The sequence below is a fragment of the Curtobacterium sp. ODYSSEY 48 V2 genome (genome assembly GCF_023712625.1).
Lineage (GTDB): Bacteria > Actinomycetota > Actinomycetes > Actinomycetales > Microbacteriaceae > Curtobacterium.
In genome coordinates this window covers 515,331-531,419 of record NZ_JAMAXX010000001.1, presented here as the reverse complement: position 1 = coordinate 531,419, position 16,089 = coordinate 515,331, and the positions used below count along the sequence as shown (strand labels likewise).

16 protein-coding genes are annotated in these 16,089 nt (G+C 67.8%); 8 read left to right on the top strand and 8 right to left on the bottom strand.

The annotated features are described in order from the left end of the window. Positions 1 to 80 precede the first annotated feature (80 nt). The 5 genes from trxB to M3666_RS02580 all read left to right on the top strand — a co-directional run bounded on the left by trxB (position 81) and on the right by M3666_RS02580 (position 4,620). Entirely contained in the window at positions 81 to 1,079 is a 999-nt protein-coding gene (trxB, locus tag M3666_RS02600) for a thioredoxin-disulfide reductase (RefSeq protein WP_251154400.1), read from the top strand. 63 nt (positions 1,080 to 1,142) lie between these two features. Next, complete coding sequence (trxA, locus tag M3666_RS02595) at positions 1,143 to 1,469, top strand: thioredoxin (protein WP_022832611.1); 327 nt, start codon at positions 1,143 to 1,145, stop codon at positions 1,467 to 1,469. 177 nt (positions 1,470 to 1,646) lie between these two features. After that, entirely contained in the window at positions 1,647 to 2,951 is a 1,305-nt protein-coding gene (locus M3666_RS02590) for a PLP-dependent aminotransferase family protein (protein WP_209684773.1), read from the top strand. A gap of 40 nt (positions 2,952 to 2,991) precedes the next feature. Then, positions 2,992 to 3,954: a D-alanine--D-alanine ligase gene (locus M3666_RS02585; protein ID WP_251154399.1), complete on the top strand. Its 963-nt coding sequence runs from the start codon at positions 2,992 to 2,994 to the stop codon at positions 3,952 to 3,954. A 117-nt stretch (positions 3,955 to 4,071) separates the two neighbouring features. Next, positions 4,072 to 4,620: a YdcF family protein gene (locus tag M3666_RS02580; RefSeq protein ID WP_251154418.1), complete on the top strand. Its 549-nt coding sequence runs from the start codon at positions 4,072 to 4,074 to the stop codon at positions 4,618 to 4,620. Positions 4,621 to 6,443: 1,823 nt separating this feature from the next. Here M3666_RS02580 and M3666_RS02575 read toward each other — a convergent pair. The 8 genes from M3666_RS02575 to rpmH form a co-directional block, all read right to left on the bottom strand. Beyond that, the gene (locus tag M3666_RS02575) at positions 6,444 to 7,421 is read right to left on the bottom strand and encodes a ParB/RepB/Spo0J family partition protein (RefSeq protein ID WP_251154398.1); all 978 of its coding nucleotides are present in this window, start codon (positions 7,419 to 7,421) and stop codon (positions 6,444 to 6,446) included. Then, positions 7,421 to 8,314: a ParA family protein gene (locus M3666_RS02570; protein WP_066657539.1), complete on the bottom strand. Its 894-nt coding sequence runs from the start codon at positions 8,312 to 8,314 to the stop codon at positions 7,421 to 7,423. Before M3666_RS02570 ends, M3666_RS02575 begins: the two co-directional genes overlap by 1 nt. A gap of 80 nt (positions 8,315 to 8,394) precedes the next feature. Further along, on the bottom strand, positions 8,395 to 9,039 hold the full coding sequence (gene rsmG / locus M3666_RS02565) for a 16S rRNA (guanine(527)-N(7))-methyltransferase RsmG (RefSeq protein WP_251154397.1): 645 nt from the start codon (positions 9,037 to 9,039) through the stop codon (positions 8,395 to 8,397). After that, on the bottom strand, positions 9,036 to 9,539 hold the full coding sequence (locus M3666_RS02560) for a R3H domain-containing nucleic acid-binding protein (RefSeq protein ID WP_251154396.1): 504 nt from the start codon (positions 9,537 to 9,539) through the stop codon (positions 9,036 to 9,038). The genes rsmG and M3666_RS02560 overlap by 4 nt, the downstream gene beginning before the upstream one ends. After that, positions 9,540 to 10,502, bottom strand: coding sequence for a membrane protein insertase YidC (yidC, locus tag M3666_RS02555; RefSeq protein ID WP_066658860.1), 963 nt, complete (start codon positions 10,500 to 10,502; stop codon positions 9,540 to 9,542). An 8-nt stretch (positions 10,503 to 10,510) separates the two neighbouring features. Continuing rightward, the gene (gene yidD / locus M3666_RS02550) at positions 10,511 to 10,906 is read right to left on the bottom strand and encodes a membrane protein insertion efficiency factor YidD (protein WP_251154395.1); all 396 of its coding nucleotides are present in this window, start codon (positions 10,904 to 10,906) and stop codon (positions 10,511 to 10,513) included. Continuing rightward, positions 10,903 to 11,109 (bottom strand): ribonuclease P protein component, encoded by a 207-nt coding sequence (locus M3666_RS16980; RefSeq protein ID WP_374109567.1) that lies wholly within the window; start codon positions 11,107 to 11,109, stop codon positions 10,903 to 10,905. Before M3666_RS16980 ends, yidD begins: the two co-directional genes overlap by 4 nt. 162 nt (positions 11,110 to 11,271) lie before the next feature. Continuing rightward, complete coding sequence (rpmH, locus tag M3666_RS02540) at positions 11,272 to 11,409, bottom strand: 50S ribosomal protein L34 (RefSeq protein WP_043595303.1); 138 nt, start codon at positions 11,407 to 11,409, stop codon at positions 11,272 to 11,274. Between the two features lie 539 nt (positions 11,410 to 11,948). Between rpmH and dnaA the strand changes: the two genes are divergently transcribed. From dnaA to gnd, 3 genes are all read left to right on the top strand, one after another. Then, positions 11,949 to 13,415, top strand: a complete 1,467-nt coding sequence (gene dnaA / locus M3666_RS02535; protein WP_066651121.1) for a chromosomal replication initiator protein DnaA — start codon at positions 11,949 to 11,951, stop codon at positions 13,413 to 13,415. A gap of 553 nt (positions 13,416 to 13,968) precedes the next feature. Next, positions 13,969 to 15,114 (top strand): DNA polymerase III subunit beta, encoded by a 1,146-nt coding sequence (gene dnaN, locus M3666_RS02530; RefSeq protein ID WP_066651122.1) that lies wholly within the window; start codon positions 13,969 to 13,971, stop codon positions 15,112 to 15,114. Positions 15,115 to 15,183: 69 nt separating this feature from the next. Continuing rightward, on the top strand, positions 15,184 to 16,071 hold the full coding sequence (gene gnd, locus M3666_RS02525; RefSeq protein WP_066651124.1) for a phosphogluconate dehydrogenase (NAD(+)-dependent, decarboxylating): 888 nt from the start codon (positions 15,184 to 15,186) through the stop codon (positions 16,069 to 16,071). The last annotated feature ends 18 nt before the right edge of the window (positions 16,072 to 16,089 follow it).

Below are 16,089 nucleotides of genomic sequence, written 5' to 3'. Positions count from 1 at the left end.
GTCCGCTCACCGGTGGGCCGGAATGTCCCGCCGCTACCATGTGTTGACCCGGTCAGCACTCAACGGAAGGGCAGCGAGGCATGCGCCAGCTCATCATCATCGGTTCCGGTCCCGCCGGGTTCACCGCCGGCATCTACGCCGCGCGCGCGGAGCTCAAGCCCCTGATCGTCGCGTCCAGCGTCGAGACCGGCGGCGAGCTCACCAAGACCACCGAGGTCGAGAACTTCCCGGGCTTCCCCGAGGGGATCCAGGGCCCGGACCTCATGATCAAGATGCAGGAACAGGCCGAGAAGTTCGGCGCCGAGGTCCTGTACGACGACGCGGTCTCGGTCGACCTGACCGGTGAGGTCAAGAAGGTCACCGTCGGGTCCGGCGAGACGTACGAGGCCCTCTCGGTCATCTACGCGACCGGATCGGCGTACCGCCACCTCGGTCTCGCCGACGAAGAGCGTCTGTCCGGCCACGGCGTCAGCTGGTGCGCCACGTGCGACGGGTTCTTCTTCCGGCAGAAGAACATCGCCGTCGTCGGCGGCGGCGACTCCGCGATGGAAGAGGCCACGTTCCTCACCCGGTTCGCCGACAAGGTGACGGTCATCCACCGCAAGGACAGCCTGCGCGCGTCGAAGATCATGCAGGACCGTGCGATGAACGACCCGAAGATCGAGTTCGCGTGGAACAAGGAGGTCACCGGCATCACGGGTGACTCCTCGGTCGAGGGCGTCACCCTCCGCGACACCGTCACCGGGGAGGAGTCCTCGTTCCAGCTCGACGGCCTGTTCATCGCGATCGGCAACGACCCGCGGACGCACCTCATCCACGGGCAGATCGACCTCGCTCCCGAGGGCACGATCGCGGTCCAGGGTCGTTCGTCGAAGACCAACCTGCCCGGGGTCTTCGCCGCGGGCGACGTCATCGACCCGACCTACCGCCAGGCGATCACGGCAGCCGGTTCCGGTACCGTCGCCGCCCTCGACGCGGAGAAGTACCTCGCCGAACTCGACGACGCGCTGGTCGACCAGGCCGAGGGCGTCACGCCCGAGGGCCCGGCGATCATCGACGTCGAGGCCGCACGGGCCTGACCCAGTCCGGAATACCGCAGCGGCCCAACCGTTGCACCAACTGAACTTCTCGAAGGAGCACACATGTCCAACGCCAAGGCCGTCACCGACGCCACCTTCTCGGACGAGGTCCTCAAGTCCGACAAGACCATCCTCGTCGACTTCTGGGCCGAGTGGTGCGGCCCGTGTCGCGCCGTGTCCCCGATCCTCGACCAGATCGCCGCGGAGCACGCCGACAAGATCGAGATCGTCAAGCTCAACGTCGACGACAACCCGCAGTCGGCCATGAACTACCAGATCACGTCGATCCCGGCGATGAAGGTGTTCAAGGGCGGCGAGGTCGTCAAGACCGTCATCGGCGCCAAGCCGAAGCCGGCGCTCGAGGCCGACCTCGCCGAGTTCCTGGCGTAGTCCGACCGACAGACCGCGAACGGCCCCGCTCTCCTCGGAGGGCGGGGCCGTCGCCGTTCCCGGATGCCGGCTGCGCGCGCCAGGGCCACAGCTTCAGGATCGGCCCCCGCCTCCCACCGCGGATCCGGCAACGCATGTCGTAGTGTGGCGGGAATGTCCCACTGAACGGAGCACACGATGACGAACGGCAACAGCCTCGACCCCTGGTACGACTCCTACGCCCAGCGCACCGCCGGGCTGAGCGCCTCCGAGGTCCGAGCCCTGTTCGCCGTGGCATCGCGGCCCGAGGTGGTCTCACTCGCCGGCGGCATGCCGTACGTCTCGGCGCTCCCGCGAGAGCTCGTCACGGGGTCCATCGACCGCGTGATGACCGAGGACGCCGCGATGGCGCTGCAGTACGGCGGTGGGCAGGGCCTGCGCTCCCTCCGTGAGCACATCGTCGACGTGATGAGCCTCGAGGGCATCCGTGCCAGCGCCGAGGACGTCGTGGTCACCACCGGCTCGCAGCACGCGCTCGACCTCGTCACGCGGCTCTTCATCGACCCGGGCGACGTCGTGCTCGCCGAGTCGCCGTCGTACGTCGGCGCCATCGGGGTCTTCCGCTCGTACCAGGCGGAGACCGTCCACGTGACCACCGACGAGCACGGCCTGGTCCCCGAAGCGCTGCGCGAGGCGATCGCGAACCTGCGCACGCAGGGCAAGCGGATCAAGTTCCTCTACACGATCCCGAACTTCCACAACCCGGCGGGTGTCACGATGAGCCGTGAGCGCCGCATCGAGGTCCTCGACATCTGCCGCTCGAACGGCATCCTCGTGCTCGAGGACAACCCGTACGGCCTGCTCTGGTTCGACGAGCCCGCTCCGCAGGCGATCCGGTCGATCGACGACGAGGGCGTCGTGTACCTCGGGTCCTTCTCGAAGACCCTGGCTCCAGGCTTCCGTGTCGGTTGGGCCCTCGCCCCGCACGCCATCCGCGAGAAGCTCGTGCTCGCCAACGAGTCGGCCGTCCTCGCGCCGAACTCGTTCGGTCAGTACGTCGTCAACGCCTACCTGGACGCCGCAGACTGGAAGGGGCAGGTCGACACCTTCCGGGGCCTCTACGCGGAGCGCAGGGACGCGATGATGGCCGCTCTGGGGGAGTTCCTGCCGGACCTCACCTGGACGAAGCCGAACGGTGGGTTCTTCGTCTGGCTGACGCTGCCCGACGCCCTCGACTCGAAGGGCATGCTGCCCCGTGCCGTGAAGGAACTCGTCGCGTACACACCGGGGACCGCCTTCTACGCCGACGGCCGTGGCGGCGGCAACATCCGCCTGTCCTTCTGCTACCCGACCCCCGATCAGATCCGGGTCGGCGTCAAGCGCCTGGCCACCGTCATCAACGACGAGCTCGAGCTCCTCGAGACCTTCGGACACACAACCCGTCCGAGCGCGGTGTCCGAGTCGCGCTCCACCGTCGTCGCGCCGCCGCCGAACGTGTCCTGATCAGCACTTTCATCATTCGCTCTTCCCGGAGGACCCTCGCATGGCCGAGCTCACCCGTCGTCACGTCGTCGTCGTCGCGGGAGGGATCTCGCACGAACGAGACGTCTCCCTGCGGTCAGGGCGACGCGTCGCCGACTCACTGACCGGTTACGGCTGGACGGTCGACCTGCGCGATGCCGACGCGTCGCTCCTGCCCGCGCTGCGCGAGTCACGCCCGGACGTCGTCTGGCCGGCCCTGCACGGCGCTTCCGGCGAGGACGGCGCGCTGCGGGGCATCCTGGAGGCGCTGGACATCCCGTTCGTCGGCTCCCGTTCCACGTCAGCCCGGCTGGCATGGGACAAGCCCACCTCGTCCGCGCTCGTCGCGCGGGCCGGTGTGCGGACCCCTCGGTCGGTCACGTTGTCGCACGACGTCTTCCGCGAGCTCGGTGCCGTGGGCGTCCTCGACGCCATCGCCGCGGAACACCCGGTGCCGCTCGCCGTGAAGCCGGCACGAGGCGGGAGCGCACAAGGGGTCACGCTCGTCGAGGACGCACACGATCTCCCGCGTGCAATGGTCAGCGCGTACACCTACTGCGACGACGTCGTGGTGGAACAGCTCATCCGCGGCACCGAGGTCGCCGTCGGGATCATCGACACGGGTGACGGCCCCGTGGCGCTCTCGGCGGTCGAGATCGTCCCGAAGAGCGGGACGTACGGGTTCGAGGCGCGCTACAACGCGGGGGAGACGACCTTCTTCACGCCCGCCCGACTGTCGGGCGACTTCGCCTCCGCCGCCGCAGACGCAGCCGTGTCAGCGCACAAGGCGCTCGGTCTCCGCCACATCTCGCGCGTCGATCTGATCATCGATGCGGCAGGGACGCCGTGGTTCCTCGAAGCCAACGTCCTCCCGGGTCTGACCGAGACCTCCCTCGTTCCGCAGGCGCTGAGTGCCTCCGGCTTCGACCTCGGTTGGACCTACGCGGAGCTCGCCGAACAGGCCATCCGCGACCACCGCAGCTGACCAATGTCAGTACGACGCAGGGGCAGTGTTCCACGTGGAACACTGCCCCTGCTCGTTGTGGCCGTCCCGTTGGGCGCTGCCGCGATCGTCGGCGAGGTTGCTCATGCTGTGGCATCGATGACTGCGCGGCGCGCGCTCGGCACGATTCCGACTCGCACCGCAGGGAGGACAGCGGGCACCGGAGCGGTGACGGCCATCGTCGTCCTCGGTTTCGCGAATGCAGGCCCCGACCCGAACGCGGTGAACCGATGGCGCGCCCGTATCGCCGTGCGCACCGCGCGGCGGTACGAAGCAGCGGGTGACACCGCCATCATCGTGTGCTGCGGCGGAGCGGTGCGCGGGGCGTTCCCTGAGGCTGATCTGCTCGAGAATGCGGTGCGCCGGCTCGGGTGGACCGGTGCGGTCAGGAAGGACCGCGACAGCGTCTCCACATGGGAGAACATCGCGAACGCGAGGCCGATGATCGCCGCCGCAGACCGCGTCGTCATCTGCTCGAACGGACTCCACGCCGCGAAGGGGCGAACGTACCTCCGCCGCCAGGACGCGCACCTCGCGTCGAAACTGGCCCCAGCGCTGGACTATCGCGTCGGAGAGATGCTCTGGGCGAAGCCGGTCTTCGCCGCCGTCGGAATCTGGAAGCTCCTCCGGACCCGCCGTTCCACGTGAAACACTCCGACGAGTGGTCGCCGGATGCACTGTCGCCCGTCGTGGGACGGTTGACGAGGACGTCTCCGGGGAGCGCACCGAACCAGGTGATCCGGACGCGGGGAACAGAGCCGGCGTGCGTTCGTCATCTCCATCGGGCGAGGGGCGCGGAGGCCGATCACGCTCACCAGCGCGGTAGGGCTACTGCATCGCCGGTTCCCAAGCGGAGATTGCGCCGATCGGTCCCTCTGCTGCTGACCGGGTGCGGACGGCTCTCGCACGACGGTCGTCGTCGAGGTGCACCGCGCCGCCGATTCTCCAACCTCGACCCTTCGTGCAGCCCCGAGCCTCGCATTGTTTCAGGAGCGGACTCAGGGCGCCTCGTGCACCACGGGCAAGCCGGTCGTGAATTGGTGCATCCGGAGCACAGGTGCCGCACATCGCTCCGGTCCTGGTCGACCCCGACGGTGGCCTCCGGGCGTCGCAGGATGCATCGGGTTCGCGCTCGCACCGCCGAACGGCTTGGCTCGAGCCTCACCTGAGCCGATGCCGTCGGTCGCAGCGATCCTCGTCCTCCTCGATGAACCCCCGCCAGCCCAGAGACGGTATCCCGCGGCCCGGTTCACTCCGCGCGCGTCGCGGGCCGAGCGGGGGAGATCGGCGCTGCAGAACGATCAGTGCGGACGAGTTCGAGTAGAGCGAGCCCCTTCCGATCCTGATGCAGCGCAGCCACGGGATGCGGGCCATCCGCACGACACCCTTCGCAGGTCGCCTCCCGTGGATGGCCCGGGCATCTGCATCCTCATCCCGGACGTCCCGCTACCGTCACCAGGCGGCGAGGTAGGCATCACCTGGCGCCGTCGAGGTCGTCGCACCACCACCGACCGTCCGCGGCGCCCGACGGTGCTGCCGACGGCCAGGGAGCCGTGCCACCCGTAGCCGCAGACGGACCGCTCGGTGTCACACCTTGCGCACATCCGGGTTGGGCCGACCTACTCAGTTCGAAGTCCACAGCGCCAGCTCGCTCGTACCGCCAGCGTGAGGACGAAGGATGCGCTGCCCGCTTACGGTGTGAGGTCGGGTCTCAGCACCAAGCCACGCGGCCGTCGTCCGCCCGAGGTCCGGCGTCGCACCCGTTCCGGGTGTTCTGATCGAACGCCGTCACAAGCATCGCTGCGCCGCCGCCGTCGCCGTTGCCAGGGAGGCCGAGCACCAAGCCGTTTCTGTCGCGCACGACCACTCGTTGGATGGGCGCACAGCCGGTACCGCGAACACGAGGATCGTGGTCGAGGTCGAGGTCGACGACCGACGCACTCGGAGGACAAGAGGGAGAGAGACCATGGAGCAGTGATGCTGCCAGCACGTCCGGTGGCCCTTCATCGCGTACCGACCATGCGATCCGCGTACTGCCGCCCGCTCACCCCAGCTGCACTCCGCGAGCCGTACGCCGGCGCAGACTCCGATCGGTAGCACCGGAAGAACTCGGCGACGTACGCAGCCTTCTCCAGCTTGCAGGGACCACCGGCAGGCAAGCAGGCACATCGGCACATCGGCACATCGGCACATCGTCGAGATGTGCAGGCCGCGAGAGCCCGAGCACCCTCGGGAGACGAGACGGCTGACCCGAACAACCGGATCCAGACGTTTCACGTGGAACACTGCCTCAGACGGCCTTGGCGAACGCGCGAGCGCAGCTGTCGCCCTCGACGCCTCGTCAACGCCGCCGTACGCCCCGCAGGCGGCCGAACAGGTCCGACCGGGGACTGGATGACGGGGACGCACAGTACGCTCCGCACACGGCCAAAGGGCGCCATCCCTGCACCAACGACGGCCTCCGAGCGCGTCTAGCCAGCGATGTCGCTGATGCCCAGCTCGCCGAGGATGCGGTTGAGATCATCGCCGTTCGCGAAGTCGATCGTCACCGAGCTCTTGCGAGCACCAACCGCGATCTTCACGCGTGTGTTCAACCGATCACCGATGCGCTCGGCGAGGTCGTTGAAGTGCGCCTGTCGCTTCGTCGGCTCCGCCTTCGGCTTCACCGGCGTCTTGGCCGACAACTGCTGCGCGATCGCCTCTGCGGCCCGGACGGAGAGGTCCTCGTTGACGATCTTCTCGGCGAGGTACTCCATCGCCTCGGCGTCCGGTGCCGCGAGGACGGCACGTGCGTGTCCCGCGGACAGCACACCGGCAGCGACGCGGCGCTGGACGGGGGAGGGCAACCGGAGCAGACGGATCGTGTTCGTGATCTGCGGACGCGACCGGCCGATGCGCTGCGCGAGCTGCTCCTGCGTGATCCCGAAGTCCGCGAGCAGCTGCTGGTACGCCGACGCCTCTTCCAACGGATTGAGCTGTGCACGATGCAGGTTCTCGAGCAGCGCGTCCCGAAGCATCGCGTCATCAGGGGTGTCCTTGACGATCGCGGGGATGGTCGCGAGCCCGAGCTCCTTCGTGGCACGCAGACGACGCTCACCCATGATGAGCTCGTACTGCGCCTCGGTGCCTGATGCGCCGGCGATCGGACGGACGACGATGGGCTGGAGCACACCGATCTCGCGGATCGAGTGGACGAGCTCCTGGAGCTCCTCCTCGCGGAACTCCTTGCGCGGCTGCTGTCCGTTCGGCACGACGTCGAGCGGATTGAGGTTCGCCAGACGTGCGCCGGGAACGGCGACGAGGTCCTCAGCGGTCGCACCGGCGGAGGGTGCCGAGGCCGGGGAGCCGCCCGTCGGGAAGAACACGTCGACGGGCCGGTCCTGCTGGTCCGACGCCGTCGGGATCAGGGCGCCGATGCCTCGTCCGAGTCCAGTTCGCTTGGGTGCCATCAGTCCTGCGCTCCTCGTGCTGCGATCTCGGCGGCTGCCTCGAGGTACGAGAGCGAGCCCGACGAGTTGACGTCGTACGACACGACGCTCTGTCCGTAACTCGGTGCTTCGCTGACGCGCACCGACCGGGGGATCACGGCCTTCAGCACCTGCTCGCCGAAGTGCTCACGGACGTCCGCTGCAACCTGGTTGGACAGGTTCGTGCGTCCGTCGAACATCGTGAGCAGGATCGTCGACACCCGGAGGTTCGGGTTGAGGTGGCGTTCGATCAGCTCGATGTTCCGCAGGAGTTGGCTGAGGCCCTCGAGCGCGTAGTACTCGGTCTGGATCGGGATCAGCACCTCCTGCGCGGCGACGAATGCGTTGATCGTCAGGAGGCCGAGGGAGGGCGGGCAGTCGATGAAGACGTAGTGGTACGGCTCCTCGAGCGACGACAGGTACTGGTCGAGCGCCGTGCGCAACCGCTGCTCGCGCGCCACGAGGGAGACGAGTTCGATCTCCGCACCCGCCAGGTGGATGGTCGCCGGGACACACCAGAGCGTCTCGGACTCTGGCGATCGCTGAACAGCATCGGCGATCGGCGCCTCGTCCACGATCACGTCGTAGACGCTGGTCACTTCGGCCTGGTGCTCGACCCCGAGCGCGGTCGAAGCATTGCCCTGCGGATCGAGGTCGATCACCAGGACACGGGCACCACCGTGCGCGAGGGCAGCCGCGAGGTTCACCGTGGTGGTCGTCTTCCCGACGCCACCCTTCTGGTTCGACACGGTGAACACGCGAGTCTTCGCGGGGAGCGGGAACTGCTGCGTGGCGATCGCTCGCCGCCGCCGGTTGAGGTCAGCGATCTCGCGAGCCAGGGGCGTCGACGAGTCGTAGTCGGTCGATGAACTCAACGAAGACCTCTTCCCCGGGTCAGTGTTCCACGTGGAACGTCGGGCTCTCTGGTCCAGCACAGCCGGACCCAGCCGCGGCGTCAGTCAACTGTAGCCCGGAAGACTCGCGTGGTCTCCTCGACCACACCGTCTCCGAGCTCGAGCACCTCGACATCGGCCAGGCGCTTCCGGAGGATCACCTTCCGAGCCTTCTCGATCTCTTCGTCGACCCGCGCACCCTTCATCAGGATGAGCTGACCGCCCGACCGCACCAGCGGGACCGTGAGCGGGATGAGCTTCGACAGCGCACTCACCGCACGAGCCGTGACCTGGTCGACGACGACCGAGTCTGCGACGTCCTCGGCCCGCCCGCGGAGGACGGTGACGTTCCCCAGCCCGAGTCGCTCGGATTCGGCGTTCAGCCAGTCGCAGCGACGCTCCATCGGTTCGATGAGCGTGAACGAGACGTCGGGACGGGCGATCGCGAGCACCAGGCCAGGCAGCCCCGCTCCGGAACCGACGTCCGCGACGCGACCATCGGCCTCCAGGAGCGGCGCGAGCAAGGCAGAGTTGAGGATATGTCGCGTCCAGAGACGGGGGAGTTCGAGGGGTCCGATGAGGCCCAGTTCCTCGCCGCGACGAGCGAGCTCGGCCGTGAAGGACCGTGCGACCTCGATCCGGTCGCCGAACAGCTGCGCAGCGGCAGCCGGCTCCCGCTCGAGGACCGGCGTGACCTCGTCGGTCATCGCGTGACGACCGTGTGGCGGTCTCGTCCCTCGCCCTCGGACTCCGAGTGGAAGCCCTTCTCGGCAACCAGGTCGTGCACGAGCTTGCGCTCGTAGGACGACATCGGGGGGAGCGCCGCCGACGTCGAACCGCTCTCGATGCGCTCGACAGCCGTGTCGACCAGACGCTGGAGCTCCGTCGCTCGGGCGTCACGCGAGCCACCGACGTCCAGGATGAGGCGGCTGAACTCGCCGGTCTCGGCCTGCACGGCGATGCGGGTCAGCTCCTGCAGGGCCGACACCGTGTCCGGCTTCGAGAGCACCCGCAGTGCGCCGCCCTCGTCGCTCACGGACAGGTACACCCGTCCGCCACGCTCCTCGATCTCGATGTCCCCGTCGAGGTCGCAGATGTCGAGGAGTTCCTCGATGTAGTCCGCCGCGATGTCCGCTTCGTCGCGGACCTCGTCGGTCTCGGTCTCCGCCGCGGCGTCGACGGTGGGTGCGGTGTCCTGCTCGGTCACTTACTTCTTCCCGTTCTTCTTGGAGCGGTTCTTGCCGACGGGCTGCTGACGCTGCGTGGTCACGCGGACGGGCTCGACCTCGACCGCGGTGGAGCCAGCGCCGGCCTCGGCGAGCACCGGGGTGCCGCGACGCTGGGCCTTCTTGGCCAGGCGGGCCTCACGGGCGAGTGCGGCCTCGGAACCCGGGGTCGGCATGCTGCGGATGACGAAGTACTGCTGCGCCATCGTCCAGATGTTGGAGGCCAGCCAGTAGAACATGACGCCGAGGGGGAAGCTCAGACCCGAGATCACGAACACCAGCGGGAGGATGTACAGCATCATCTTCTGCTGGCGGTACATCGGCGACGCCTTGGTCTCCGGCGACATGTTCTTCGCCACGAGCTGCAGCTGGGTGACGAACTGCGACGCGGTCATCACGACGATCATGAAGCCCGCGATGACCCGGACCTCCCACCCGGAGGCGTTCGTGAAGGTCTCGTGCAGGGGAGCGCCGAACAGCGCCGCGTTGCCGAAGTCCTGCGCCAGGGTGTTCGTGAGCAGACCGATGCCGGTCTTGTTGATCTGCGCCTCGTGCAGCACCGAGTACAGCGAGAAGAAGATCGGCATCTGGATGAGCAGCGGCAGGCAGGAGCTCAGCGGGTTCGTCCCGGTCTCCTTGTAGAGGGCCATGGTCTCGCGGCTCATGGCCTCACGCGAGAACTGGTCCTTCTTGCCCTTGTACTTGTCCTGGATCTTCTTCAGCTGCGGCGCCACCTCGAGCATGCGTCGCTGCGACTTGATCTGCCGGACGAAGATCGGGATGAGCGCGGCCCGCACCACGAAGGTGAGGAAGATGATCGACAGCACCCAGGTGATGCCGGCCGACGGGTCCATGCCGATCGACTCGAAGATCCAGTGGAAGGCCACGAGGATCGCCGAGACCACCCACTTCAGTGGCCAGAGGATCGTTCCGATGAAGTCCATGAGGACGGTCACGCCTTTCGAGTGCGCTGGGGGAGCAGGACCGGACGACGGGCATCGCCGGACGGCTGGGGGTGCAGCTGGGACGGGGGGAGCACGAACCCGAACCGGGTCAGGCGGTAGGGGCGGCGGCGACCACGCACGTCGTCGATCCCGCCTGCGGCCCACGGGTTGCACCGCGCGATCCGCCAGGCCCCCATCGCCGACCCGCGCACGACGCCGTACTGCTGGATGGCCTCGAGCGCGTACCGTGAGCACGACGGGTGGTAGCGGCAGACGTTCCCGTACAGGGGAGAGATGACCGCGCGGTAGGCGCGCAGCACGACGACGCACACGTTGCGCGGGAGCAACGCGACGACCCAGGCCAGTCGGTTCAACGCCAGCCGGGTCCACTGGATGCGGTTCATGCTGCCTTCTCCACCCCGCGCGCGAAGGAGCGCGAGACGTCTCCGAGCAGGCTAGGCCATCCGGCCTGCGCCGCGGCTGGCAAGGCCCTGATGACCACGTCGTGGCCGGTCGGCACCTCGGTCAGCAGATCGTGGGCGATCGCCTTGAACCGACGTCGCACCGTGTTGCGGGTGACGGCGTTGCCGACCGTCTTCGCGACGATGAACCCGAAGCGGGTCGGGTCGTCCGGACCGGGCTCGGCCCCGACGGGTCGACGGACCGGTAGTCCTCACCGCGGACGATGCGGTTGGCGCGGGCCAACACGATCGCTACCGGGTTCCGATTCGGGACCGGATCAGGCGCTGCCCCGAGGGGCGCAGCCCGATCAGGCGCTGAGCTCGGTGCGGCCCTTGCCGCGGCGCGCGGCCAGGATGGCGCGGCCGGCACGGGTGCGCATGCGGGCGCGGAAGCCGTGCTTCTTGGCGCGACGACGGTTGTTCGGCTGGAAGGTGCGCTTGCTCATGATGATCTCCACACGGCTGCGCTCGAGGACGGGCTCAGCGCGAGCCGACACGTATGTCTGGACAGCCGCTCGACGAGGCCGAACGACACGATGGGCGCGACCAGGTGGCCGCAGTCAACTGGTTAACGGTACGTGACAGCGGCGGTGAGGTCAAACGGCGACGACGGGCGCCCTCGTCCGAGGTGAGCGCACGATCATCATCCACATTGGGGAAAACGTGCGTTCGGTACGACTCGGTCGGACCCTTTACAGTGGTGTGATCGATCGGCCCGTTCCGCGGAGCGACGGGGGAGTCACCTCACCGTCCGCAGCCGGGCCACCGTGGACAGGACTGTGGACAACCCTGTGGATCACCGCCACGGCGTGACGGCGGTCCGGCCCGTGGATCGGCCGCGCCGGACACCACTCGCGGAGCGGCACCGACCCGGCGCGCCGGAGTCCCGCCGTTCCGGGCACCGAGCACCGAGCACCGAGCACCACGGCACGGGACCGGCGCCACGACACCAGCACACCGACACCAGACCAGGAGACCAGCGCGAATGACGATGCCGGCCGACCCCGTCGAGGACCTCTGGTCCTCCGTCCTGGGCCTCCTCTCCGAGGACGACCGCATCACCCCGCAGCTGCACGGCTTCCTCAACCTGGTCGAACCGAAGGGCGTGCTCGCCGGCACCCTCTACCTCGAGGTCCCCAACGACCTGACACGGGGCATGCTCGAGCAGCGGATCCGCGTCCCGATCACCGAGGCCGTGTCGCGGGTCGGTGACGACTCGGTCGCGAACTTCGCCATCACGGTGAACCCGGACATGGCGTCGGAACCGCGGGTCGAGGCGGTCGTCCCGAGCCACGTCCCCGAGTACGCGGAGCCGGTGCAGGCGCCGGTGGAGCAGAGCGCGGCACCCCGCCAGTACATCGAGGCACCGTTCGTCCCGAGCCAGATCGACTCCCCGGGCACCGGTGGTCGCCCCGAGTCGCGACTCAACCCGAAGTACAACTTCGACAACTTCGTCATCGGCTCGTCGAACCGCTTCGCCCACGCCGCCGCGGTCGCGGTCGCCGAAGCTCCGGCCAAGGCGTACAACCCGCTCTTCATCTACGGCGACTCCGGTCTCGGCAAGACGCACCTCCTCCACGCGATCGGCCACTACGCCGAGAGCCTCTACCCGGGCATCCGTGTCCGGTACGTGTCGAGCGAGGAGTTCACCAACGACTTCATCAACTCGATCGCGAACAACCGGTCGAACCAGTTCCAGCAGCGCTACCGCGACATCGACATCCTGCTGATCGACGACATCCAGTTCCTGCAGGGGAAGGACTCCACGCAGGAGGCCTTCTTCCACACGTTCAACACGCTGCACGACCACAACAAGCAGGTCGTGATCACGTCGGACGTCGCGCCGAAGCACCTGACCGGCTTCGAGGACCGGATGCGCTCACGGTTCGAGTGGGGCCTCATCACCGACGTGCAGGCGCCGGACCTCGAGACGCGCATCGCGATCCTGCGCAAGAAGGCGCAGTCCGACCACCTGCAGGTCCCCGACGACATCCTCGAGTTCATGGCGTCGAAGGTCTCGAGCAACATCCGTGAGCTCGAGGGGACGCTCATCCGCGTCACGGCGTTCGCGAGCCTGAACCGGACGGCCGTCGACATGGCCCTGGTGCAGACGGTCCTCAAGGACCTGATCACCCTCGACGACGACAACGTGATCGCGCCGACGGACATCATCAACCACACCGCGGAGTACTTCAAGCTCTCGGTCGACGACCTGTACGGCTCGTCCCGGTCGCAGGCGATCGCGACCGCGCGGCAGATCGCCATGTACCTGTGCCGTGAGATGACGAGCCTGTCGCTGCCGAAGATCGGGCAGCTGTTCGGCAACCGCGACCACACCACGGTCATGTACGCGAACAAGAAGATCACCGAGCTGATGAAGGAACGACGGTCGATCTACAACCAGGTCACCGAGCTGACGAGCCGCATCAAGCAGGACCGCCGCTACCGCTGACGCGGACGCGAGCAGGACGCGGACGCGAGCAGCTGACGGACGGGAGGCACGGTGCGACTCGGCACCGTGCCTCCCGTCCGTCGTCTCCCCTCGACCCGACATCCGTCGCACCGGTGTCCGACCGGGAGGCCCGCCCCACGGCCTCGGAGAGGCCCACCTCGGCGCGCATCCACCATCTGAGACGGTTCCATGCGCCGAGTTTCCCCCAGTGTGGAAAGCCTGTGGATAACTGTGGAGGACACGCGGTCCGGTTGTTCACAGTTCTGTACCCACCTGTGGAGACTGGGGATGGAAGCGGATAGATGAGATTTGTTCATCCAGACGCTGCCAACACGGGACTCACAACTCACACGTGTGTAGTTCCCTGTGGAGAAGCGGGATGCACAGAGTTATCCACACTGTGCACAGGCGTTAACACCATTGATCCTGGTTAACGATGAAGTTCCGCGGGCCAACCTTGTGGACGGCGGGATGACAAGAAATCCGGGCCCTGCTCCGCTGTGCCACAATGGGGCGGCCGGACAGTCCGCACCGATCGACAGGGGTCCCAGCTGTGAAGTTCGAGGTCAACCGGGACGTCTTCTCCGAAGCCGTCTCCTTCGCGGTGAAGCTCCTCCCACAGCGCACGACCCTCCCGATCCTGTCCGGAGTCCTCATCCACGCCGAGGGCGATCGGCTCACGCTGTCGTCGTTCGACTACGAGGTCTCGGCGCAGACCTCGATCACGGCGCAGATCGACGAACCGGGCACCGTGCTCGTCTCCGGCCGTCTGCTCAACGACATCTCGAGCCGACTGCCGAACGCCCCGGTGACCTTCACCACCGAGGACACGAAGATCTCCGTCACCTGCGGATCGGCGCACTTCACGCTGCTGTCCATGCCGGTCGAGGAGTACCCGACGCTGCCGGAGATCGGTGAGCAGACCGGGGTCGTCCCCGGCGACGCCTTCTCCGAGGCCGTGTCCCAGGTGGCCGTCGCCGCGAGCCGCGACGACGTCACCCCGGTCATCACCGGTGTGCAGCTCGAGGTCGGCGACAACGACCTGTCGCTCATCGCGACCGACCGCTACCGCGTCGCGGTCCGCACGATCGCGTGGGACTCCGGTCGTGTCGGATCCGACCCGCTGCACGCGCTCGTCCCCGCCCGCACCCTGCAGGAGGTCGGCCGCACGTTCGGGTCGGCGTCCACGGTGTCGGTCTCGATCAGCGGGTCGTCGGACCGCGAGCTCATCGCGTTCCACGCCGACGACAAGACCGTGACCTCGCTGCTCATCAAGGGCAACTACCCGCCGGTCCGCCGGCTCTTCCCCGAGACGGTGAACGACCACGCGGTGATCAACACCGCTGAACTCGTCGAGGCCGTCCGACGGGTCTCCCTCGTCCTGGAGCGCGAAGCGGCGCTCCGGTTCTCCTTCTCGGTCGACGGGCTCACGCTCGAGGCGATCGGATCCGAACAAGCGCAGGCGTCAGAGTCGATCAGTGCGTTGCTGACCGGGGAGGAAACGGTGGTCTCGCTGAAGCCCGCCTTCCTCCTGGACGGGTTGAACGCGGTGCACTCCGAGTTCGTCCGCATCTCCTTCACCAAGACGGAGAACCCCAACAAGCCGGGTCCGGTGCTCATCACCGGGCAGACCTCGCAAGAGGCCGCGGCGACGGACGGATACCGGTACCTGCTGCAGCCCAATCTCCTGCTGCGATAGCGCAACAGCCGTACCACTGCGCTGACGCGCCTCTGGCCACCAGCGCGACGACGAACAGAAGAGGAAATCATGCACATCGGTCTTGTCGGCCTCGGTCGCATGGGCAACAACATGCGTGCCCGTCTCCGCAACGCAGGCATCGAGGTCACCGGGTACGACGCGAACCCCGCCGTCTCCGACGTCGCGGACCTCGGCGCCCTGGCAGCCGCACTGCCCGAGGGCAAGAAGCTCGTGTGGGTCATGGTCCCGCACGGCAAGATCACCGACGACGTGATCACGGACCTCGCCGGCGTCCTGGGCGAGGGCGACCTCGTCATCGACGGTGGCAACTCGAAGTGGCTGGACGACACGATCCACGCCGAGCAGCTCGACGCCAAGGGCATCCGGTACATGGACGCCGGTGTCTCCGGTGGTGTCTGGGGCAAGGACAACGGCTACGGCCTGATGGTCGGTGGCGCCCCCGAGGACGTCGAGTTCGCCATGCCGGTCTTCGACGCGCTCCGTCCCGAGGGCCCCCGCGAGGAGGGCTTCTCGCACGCCGGCCCCGTCGGCGCCGGTCACTACGCCAAGATGGTCCACAACGGCATCGAGTACGCGATCATGCAGGCGTACGGCGAGGGCTACGAGCTCCTCGAGGCCAAGGACATCATCAAGGACGTCCCCGCGGTCTTCGCCGGGTGGCAGCGCGGCACCGTCGTGCGCTCCTGGCTGCTCGACCTGATGGTCCTCGCGCTGAACGAGGACCCGAAGCTCGACGCCATCGAGGGTTACGTCGACGACTCCGGCGAGGGCCGTTGGACGGTGGAGGAGGCCATCGAGCACGCCGTGCCGATGCCGACCATCTCCGCGTCGATCTTCGCGCGCTTCGTCTCGCGTCAGGGCAGTGCGTCCCCGACGATGAAGGCCGTCGCGGCCCTGCGCAACCAGTTCGGCGGTCACGCCGTGAAGAAGGCGTAGTTCAGGTCACCACCTGAG

Coding starts and splice junctions, on each gene's coding strand:
- trxA (WP_022832611.1), top strand. CDS start 1,143: ATGTCCAACGCCAAGGCCGTCACCGACGCCACCTTCTCGGACGAGGTC.
- rsmG (WP_251154397.1), bottom strand. CDS start 9,039: ATGACCGACGAGGTCACGCCGGTCCTCGAGCGGGAGCCGGCTGCCGCT.
- dnaA (WP_066651121.1), top strand. CDS start 11,949: ATGACGATGCCGGCCGACCCCGTCGAGGACCTCTGGTCCTCCGTCCTG.
- rpmH (WP_043595303.1), bottom strand. CDS start 11,409: ATGAGCAAGCGCACCTTCCAGCCGAACAACCGTCGTCGCGCCAAGAAG.
- yidC (WP_066658860.1), bottom strand. CDS start 10,502: ATGGACTTCATCGGAACGATCCTCTGGCCACTGAAGTGGGTGGTCTCG.
- M3666_RS02580 (WP_251154418.1), top strand. CDS start 4,072: ATGACTGCGCGGCGCGCGCTCGGCACGATTCCGACTCGCACCGCAGGG.
- yidD (WP_251154395.1), bottom strand. CDS start 10,906: ATGAACCGCATCCAGTGGACCCGGCTGGCGTTGAACCGACTGGCCTGG.
- gnd (WP_066651124.1), top strand. CDS start 15,184: ATGCACATCGGTCTTGTCGGCCTCGGTCGCATGGGCAACAACATGCGT.
- M3666_RS02575 (WP_251154398.1), bottom strand. CDS start 7,421: ATGGCACCCAAGCGAACTGGACTCGGACGAGGCATCGGCGCCCTGATC.
- trxB (WP_251154400.1), top strand. CDS start 81: ATGCGCCAGCTCATCATCATCGGTTCCGGTCCCGCCGGGTTCACCGCC.
- M3666_RS02585 (WP_251154399.1), top strand. CDS start 2,992: ATGGCCGAGCTCACCCGTCGTCACGTCGTCGTCGTCGCGGGAGGGATC.
- M3666_RS02590 (WP_209684773.1), top strand. CDS start 1,647: ATGACGAACGGCAACAGCCTCGACCCCTGGTACGACTCCTACGCCCAG.